The 7655-nt window shown below is 53.3% G+C and carries 5 protein-coding genes; 2 read left to right on the top strand and 3 right to left on the bottom strand.

The annotated features are described in order from the left end of the window. Positions 1-19: 19 nt before the first annotated feature. Positions 20-1324, top strand: a complete 1305-nt coding sequence (locus tag BN8_RS30615) for a metal-dependent hydrolase family protein (protein ID WP_009285852.1) — start codon at positions 20-22, stop codon at positions 1322-1324. Here the strand turns inward: BN8_RS30615 and BN8_RS30620 are convergent. Both BN8_RS30620 and scpA read right to left on the bottom strand, forming a co-directional pair. Then, positions 1321-2082, bottom strand: coding sequence for a LytR/AlgR family response regulator transcription factor (locus BN8_RS30620; RefSeq protein WP_009285853.1), 762 nt, complete (start codon positions 2080-2082; stop codon positions 1321-1323). The two genes, BN8_RS30615 and BN8_RS30620, sit on opposite strands and share 4 nt — an antisense overlap. A 9-nt stretch (positions 2083-2091) precedes the next feature. Continuing rightward, positions 2092-4257, bottom strand: a complete 2166-nt coding sequence (gene scpA / locus BN8_RS30625; protein WP_009285854.1) for a methylmalonyl-CoA mutase — start codon at positions 4255-4257, stop codon at positions 2092-2094. A 230-nt stretch (positions 4258-4487) separates the two neighbouring features. Between scpA and BN8_RS30630 the strand changes: the two genes are divergently transcribed. After that, complete coding sequence (locus tag BN8_RS30630) at positions 4488-5969, top strand: S8 family peptidase (protein WP_040007193.1); 1482 nt, start codon at positions 4488-4490, stop codon at positions 5967-5969. Between the two features lie 71 nt (positions 5970-6040). Here BN8_RS30630 and BN8_RS30635 read toward each other — a convergent pair whose 3' ends face one another. Then, positions 6041-7429 carry a methylmalonyl-CoA mutase family protein gene (locus tag BN8_RS30635; protein ID WP_009285856.1) on the bottom strand — a complete coding sequence of 463 codons (1389 nt, stop codon included), beginning with the start codon at positions 7427-7429 and terminating at the stop codon, positions 6041-6043. Positions 7430-7655: the final 226 nt, after the last annotated feature.

Below are 7655 nucleotides of genomic sequence, written 5' to 3' on the forward strand. Positions count from 1 at the left end.
AAAAACCCCGACTCCTGTCATGAAGATTCAAGTTCTTGTACTGCTGTTTTGCCTTTATTCAGTGATGGCAGTAGCTCAAACTGCTTCCGAAAAAGTAATCCTGATCAAAGCCGGTAAATTTTATAATAGTGAAAAGGCTCAGTTTGTCAAAAATCAGGAAATACTGATCCGAGGAAATTCCGTCGTTGAGGTGGGCGATAAGGTTAGTCGTCCTAAAGATGTTGAGGTGATTGATCTGAGTACGTGCACCATTACGCCGGGTTTGATTGATGCTCATACCCACCTGTTGCTTTACCTGAAAAAGTCCGCCGAAGCTGATCCGATGGTTGTTGATGCCTTGTTGACGTCAGACGCTGATCGTGTATTACGTGGTGCCCATATCGCCCGTACGTATCTCGAAGCCGGTATAACCACAATCCGGGATTTGGGCAACTCCGGAAAATACCTGGACGTAGCGTTACGCGATGCTATTAACAAGGGTTATGTCGCAGGCCCGAGAATGTTCGTATCCGGACCGATTCTTAGTCCCGTAGGGGGGCAGTTTTACGGTCTTGCCTATTGGCAGAAGAACGTTTCTGAGCAGGAATATCGAATCATAAAAAACGTAGACGACGCTCGGTTTGCCGTAAAAGAACAACTCACCTTCGGTGCTGATCTGATAAAAATATGCTCGAACAATTCGCCCAATTCATTGCTGTTGACCGTCGACGAGATTAAAGCCATTGTTGAAACCGCTCACCAGTACAACCGTAAAGTGACCGCCCACGCCACCTATGACAAAGCCGTACGTAACGCTGTGCTGGCGGGTGTGGATGGCATTGAGCACGCATACGATCTATCGGATAGTACATTAGCTATCATGGCCAGCCGGGGAAGCTACCTGGTACCTACAGACGTATCGTTCCAGCAAGGCTTGCTTCGGGTTAAAAACAAGTACGGAAAAACCGGACCGGAGGCAGAACAAATGGTTAACGAGTTTCTGGCCCTAACGCATAAGCGTATCAAACGCGCTCATGAGCAAAACGTCATGATTGTAGCCGGGTCCGATTATTATGATGATCTTGGCGTAAAGCCAGGCGATGGAGCAAAGGACGTGCTGATCGCCTACGTCGAAGCTGGTTTTAGTCCGGCTCAGGTACTCCAGTTTGCTACGTTCAATGCCGCTAAGGCGCTGGGTAACACACGGGTCGGAAAGCTGTCGAAAGGCAGTTACGCTGATCTGGCAGCGTTTGATGGTGACCTGGAGAAGGATTTCAATCAGGTTCTTTCTAAGGTTAAACTGGTCATGAAAGACGGCAAAATCCTCGCTCAGCCTCACAATTAGACGACCAGCCATTTCCGGATTCGTTCTCTCACGGTATCCCGGTAGTTTGAACCGATGATCAGTTCATGACCCGTAGACGTAATGACTGTGTTACCCTCCAGCGTTTTAATATGCGACAACTGAACAATGTACGAGCGATTGATGCGCAGAAAGAGGTCGGCGGGGAGGTTAGCTTCCAGTTTCGTCATGGTCAGGTGGGTGACCAGGAAGCGATCTGTCAGAAACACCTTCAGGTAGTCGCCCATGCTTTCGGCAAACACAATCTCGTCGAAGCGGATCTGCTCCAGTTTCTTGTCGGTTTTCAAGTAAATGAACTCATTGGGGACGTCAGGAGGTAGGGGCGGGGTTGTGGCTACATGCTCAACCGTTGCTGTCTTAACTCCAGTGTCTGGGTTTAACCGTTCCCTGACCCGACCAATGGCTTTCATAAACCGCTCGAACGTAATAGGTTTGAGCAGGTAATCCGTAACGCCCAGGTCAAAGCCTTCTATCGCATGATTAGGGTTCGCGGTGGTTAGAATGACCGCCGGGTGCAGAGCAGGATAAGCGCGAAGAAATTCCATACCCGTCATCTCCGGCATATTAATGTCCAGGAAAATCACGTCAGGACGGAAATCGGGCAGTTGCTCAAAAGCCGCAATGGCATCATCGAACGTAGCGACGAGTTCGAGCGAGGATATGCGCCGGACGTATTTCTCCAGCAATTCCTGAGCGAGCGGTTCGTCTTCAATGATAGCGCAACGGAGGGTCTGACTCATGCTGAATCGTTACTTGCGTTGGGCTCCGTTTAACTGCGGCTGAGCCGTTGGCCCGATCAACTCGGTCAGGATCTTCTGAGCCGCAATTGATATCACCGTTCCCGGCCCGAAAACGCCTTTCACGCCAGCGTCGTACAGATACTGGTAATCCTGTGCCGGAATGACACCCCCGGCGATGACCATGATGTCGTCGCGGCCGATCTTTCGCAGCTCGTCAATCAACTGCGGCACCAGCGTTTTGTGGCCAGCCGCTAAGCTGGATACGCCGACAATATGAACGTCGTTCTCGGCGGCCTGGCGGGCTACTTCCTCGGGCGTCTGGAACAGCGGACCCATATCCACGTCGAAGCCCAGGTCGGCGAAACTGGTCGCGATCACCTTAGCGCCCCGGTCGTGACCGTCCTGGCCCATTTTGGCTACCAGAATCCGTGGCCGACGACCTTCCAGTTCGGCAAACTGATCGCTTAGTTCGCGGGCCAGCCGGAAGTTCTCGTCGTCGGAGACTTCGGCGGAGTAGATGCCCGATACGGCTCGGATGGTGGCCTTGTGGCGGCCGAATGCTTTTTCCATAGCGTCGGAGATTTCGCCCAGCGTAGCGCGGTGGCGAGCGGCTTCAATGGCCAGGGCGAGTAAATTGCCTTCGCCGGTTTGAGCGCTGCGGGTGAGGGCAGCTAACGCCGACTGTACGTCACCCTCATTACGTCGGGCTTTGATTTCCTGCAACCGTTTGATCTGGTTCTCGCGAACGGCCTGGTTGTCGACTTCGAGCAGTTCAATCTCTTTTTCTGACTCGGGCCGATACCGGTTTACGCCAACGATGATGTCCTTACCGGCATCGATGCGGGCTTGTTTACGGGCGGCTGCCTCTTCGATACGTAACTTGGGTAAGCCGGTATCAATGGCTTTTGTCATTCCGCCCAGTTGCTCAACTTCCTCGATCAGCGCCCACGCTTTCTCAGTAAGTTCTTTGGTCAGGGACTCAACGTAGTAGGAGCCGCCCCAGGGATCAACGGCGCGGGTTACGTCGGTTTCAAGCTGTAGATAAAGCTGCGTATTTCGGGCGATTCGGGCCGAAAAGTCGGTGGGAAGGGCGATGGCTTCGTCCAGCGAGTTGGTGTGCAGGCTTTGCGTATGCCCCAGCACGGCCGCCAGGGCTTCGATGGTGGTGCGGGCTACGTTATTGAACGGGTCCTGCTCGGTCAGGCTGTAGCCGGAGGTCTGGCAGTGGGTCCGCAACGCCAGCGACTTGGGATTTTTCGGCTCAAAGCGATTGACAATCTTGGCCCACAACAGCCGCCCGGCGCGTAGCTTGGCAATCTCCATGAAGTGGTTCATACCAATACCCCAGAAGAACGACAGGCGGGGCGCAAAGTCGTCGATGTTCATGCCTGCCCGCAGACCCGTGCGAATGTACTCAAGTCCGTCAGCCAGCGTATAGGCCAGTTCGAGCTGAGCGGGTGCCCCGGCTTCGTGCATGTGGTAGCCGCTGATACTGATGGAGTTAAACTTTGGCATATGCTTCGCCGTATAAGCAAAGATGTCGCCGATGATCCGCATCGATGGTTCGGGGGGGTAGATGTACGTGTTCCGCACCATGAACTCCTTCAGAATGTCGTTCTGAATCGTACCCGACAACTGCTCCGGCTTCACGCCCTGCTCCTCGGCGGCTACGATGTAGAACGCCATGACCGGAATAACGGCCCCGTTCATGGTCATACTGACCGACATCTGGTCAAGCGGGATTTGGTCGAACAGAATCTTCATGTCTTCGACCGAGTCGATGGCTACACCGGCCTTTCCGACGTCGCCCACCACCCGCGGGTGGTCTGAGTCGTAGCCCCGGTGCGTGGCCAGATCGAAGGCAACGGATAAGCCTTTCTGCCCGGCCGCGAGGTTACGCCGGTAAAACGCGTTGGATTCTTCGGCAGTCGAAAACCCGGCGTACTGCCGAATGGTCCACGGCTGCCGGACGTACATCGAACTGTATGGACCACGCAGATACGGCGGAATCCCGGCCGCGTAGTTCAGATGTTCGGCGTTCTGTACGTCAGCGACAGTGAAGCGGGGTTTCAGTTTAATGCCTTCGGCCGTGGTAAAGGACTTCAGTAGCCCATCCTGATAGGGCTGCCGGGGTGCCGGATCGGGCTGATGTATGTTGGTGAAGTTAGGTTTCATGCGCAACTATTGTACAGCGAAAGTACGACATTCAAAACGTAAAATGCTCCATTTTGCGGAGTCGTTTACCGACGTACGTAGCGCAAAACGCGGAGATGATGGTCTGGAGAATCTATCAATACGAGAGGCATTATTTTTCAAATGTATTTTTAGTTTATAGAGTAGAAAGTATAAAATAACGCCTTGTATGCAAAGTTGTTAACTCATTCATTTTATCACTTTTTCGACAAATGCCTAAACTATTTCCTAAAACGTTACTGACATTCGGGGCTTTATCCGCCTTATTTCTTGCTTGTTCGAGTGAGGATTCACTACAGCCAGTCAATCAGTTTAGTAGCCGCACTGCTCGCGTTGGAAAGCCCGAAACAGGCATTACGCTCCGTAGGGGTCAGTATATTATCATGGCAACGGGTAACCAACTACCTGCCGATCTCGAAAATGAAGTCAGCAAAGCCAATGGTAAAGTTAGCCGTGTTATGGGTGAGATTGGCATAGCTATCGCTACGTCGGATGACCCGAAGTTTGCTGATAAGGCTGCTCGCATTGCCGGCGTCGGTTCGGTCATTCGCGATGCCGAAGCGCAGTGGATTAATCCACCGGCGGTGTACACAGATCAGGGTGTTCTGGATAACGTGACCGGCCAATCAGCCACTAACCCTGCCACTAATCCCTTTTTCCAGTTCCAGTGGGGGCATAAAGCGATTAATGCTCCGGCCGCCTGGGCAGCAGGTTACCAGGGGGAAGGCGTTCGGGTAGCTGTACTGGACGGCGGCTTTGACCTGGACCATCCCGATCTGGCCGCTAACATCGTGTATAGCCGGAGTTTTGTGCCGGGCGAATCGGCTCAGTATGCGCTTGGTGACGTTGGAAGTCATGGTACGCATACTGCCGGTACGGTAGCCGCACTGGACAATAACATCGGCGTGGTGGGCGTTGCGCCCAAGGCTAACCTACTGCTGATCAAAGTGCTGCGTGATAGTGGTTCGGGTTCATTTTCCTGGTTGCTCCAGGGGGTTCTGGATGCCGTCAATCAAAAGGCCGATGTCATCAGCATGAGCTTAGGTACGTTTCTGCTTCGTAATGGAAAGTATCTTGATGACAATGGAACGCCAGCCGATCCATCCGACGATTTTATTGGTCATGATGCCAAAGGAACCCAGGAACTGATCAACGCCCTTACCCGCGTTATGAACTATGCGCATTCGCAGGGAGTCACGCTCGTGGCTGCGGCAGGTAACGATGCGATTGACGGCAATAAGGATGGATCAGGTTTGAGTATCCCGGCTAATCTGCCCAATGTCCTTTCTATTTCGGCGACTGGGCCGGCTGGCTGGTTTGCCAATCGTACTACAAATCTGGATCGGTTTGCGTCATATTCAAACTACGGAACGCCTGACGTAACTTTTGCGGCTCCTGGTGGTGATTTCTCCTTGTATCCGACTGCCAACTGGCAGTATGACATGGTGTTAAGCACGGGGAACAGCCCGGGTGCGGCTGGGCAGTATTACTTCTCTGCCGGTACCAGTATGGCATGCCCACATGCTGCGGGAGTAGCCGCTCTGATCATTGGTAAGAATGGAGGACAGATGGACCCCACTCGTGTAGAGGCAGCGCTGCGTGCATCGGCCGATGATCTCGGGAAAACAGGACGGGACCCCTTGTTCGGCTATGGCCGCGTAAATGCGTATCGGGCTGTTTCAGCGGTACAATAGTTTAGTTCGTCCGTTCTCAAAATGACAAAGGCGGCTCCAGCGGGCCGCCTTTGTCATTTTGAGAGTAAAGTTTATTCAAATGCCTGTGCCAATCGCCGGTCGGGTAATAATGCAGCATCTGCCGGTTGAGACAAGCTGTTACCAGGTTTATGTGGTGAACTCACAACCGGATTTTCGTCGTGCCGGAACTTGGTAACGCCAACCAGTACCTTACCACTACGTACGGCTTCGACTTTTGCCTGATACGAACGTTCGATTTCAGACTGGACAAATCCCTGTTCGAATGCGTCGACGAATCCGCCCCTTTCTTCGACGTTGAGAAACAATGCCCAGGCGGCTTCGACCAACTGATACGTCAGGATTTCAACGTAGTAGGACCCGGCGGATGGATCGGCAACCTTATCAAGGTATGCCTCTTCTTTTAGCAGCACCGATACGTTGCGGGCGATCCGTTCGGAAAACTCGCTGGGGGCTTCGAACACCGTATCGTAGGGATGAACCGTCAGTACATCGCAGCCGCCAGTCACAGCCGCCATCGCTTCGGTGGTAGCCCGGAGCAGGTTTGTATACGGCGTAGCAACGGCGTCATAGAAAGTAGAGGTCTGCACATGGAGCAGTGGGCAGGGAGCCAGGAACTGACCATAGGCAGCACTGAACCGTTGCCAAAGCACACGCAGCGCCCGAAGTTTCGCGATCTCAACGAAGTAGCTCGTACCAACCGATACGGACAGCAGCGTTTTAGGAAACACCGCGTCGATGGTCAGACCGGCGTTGGTCAAGCCATCATATTGGTCCGCCAACGACGCCAGCAGGAAAGCCAGTTCCTGAGTAGCCGTAGCGCCAGCGTTGTGGAACGCATGGCTGCTGGCCGTTACCGTGCGGAATTGCGGAGAATCGGCTGTCTGGCGAGTGGCTGCCACTGTAGCTTTCAACTCATCGGCATACGGTTGGCCCGACGTTGCCCAACTAGCCAGAGGATCAACCAGAAGGCCACCTTTAAGCTGATACGGAGCGACTGTGCGTAAAGCCGTCATAAACTCCGCGACGTCACCATTCAGCCGAAAGAAGACGGGTGTATCGCTCAGTTTAACGCCGTTGAGTAGTCGCGCCAGCCCAGACGTGACTCGGTCTGACGTGGCGGATCCTTTCGTCGTTGACCAACTCAGCACCAGCGCATCGGCTCCGCGACTGATGGCGTCACGTAGCCCTGAATTATCCATTTTTTCGTCAGAAACAGCCCGTTCGGGGGCATTCAGCCAGCCGGGTACTTGTTTCTGGGCTCCCTGTATGTCGTTGAGAGGCAGCGTAGCCAGGTCGTCGGCCGTATAATAAGGTTCGAGGGTAAAACCTTCCGGTGTTGACCACCGCAGCGTTTCGTAGGCAGCCGGGTCTTTGAGATCCTTCCGGACCTGCTCAATCCACTGCTGTTTATCGGTAGTTGAGAAGTGCTCAGCAAACATATGGGTCAGTATGAGCGGGTATGAACCCTGCCTCTGGTACGTAAAAGTAGCAGTTTCTTTTTTCGGGGGCAAAAGCGGTCAGAAGCCGTTTAAGTCGAACCGGGGTTGCATTATTCAAAGGGATTAACATTGTCCGTTGACACATCCGCCGATTCCCTTTATTTTAGCTTAGGAATGTACGAGCATTATCGCCGAGCCGGATAATTAGCTACCTTTGTCTCCCTTT

It is taken from the genome of Fibrisoma limi BUZ 3 (genome assembly GCF_000296815.2).
Lineage (GTDB): Bacteria > Bacteroidota > Bacteroidia > Cytophagales > Spirosomataceae > Fibrisoma > Fibrisoma limi.

Bases quoted from the DNA above. Each gene is read 5' to 3' on its own strand.
- BN8_RS30615 (WP_009285852.1), top strand. From the start codon at position 20: ATGAAGATTCAAGTTCTTGTACTGCTGTTTTGCCTTTATTCAGTGATG.
- BN8_RS30630 (WP_040007193.1), top strand. From the start codon at position 4,488: ATGCCTAAACTATTTCCTAAAACGTTACTGACATTCGGGGCTTTATCC.
- BN8_RS30635 (WP_009285856.1), bottom strand. From the start codon at position 7,429: ATGTTTGCTGAGCACTTCTCAACTACCGATAAACAGCAGTGGATTGAG.
- BN8_RS30620 (WP_009285853.1), bottom strand. From the start codon at position 2,082: ATGAGTCAGACCCTCCGTTGCGCTATCATTGAAGACGAACCGCTCGCT.
- scpA (WP_009285854.1), bottom strand. From the start codon at position 4,257: ATGAAACCTAACTTCACCAACATACATCAGCCCGATCCGGCACCCCGG.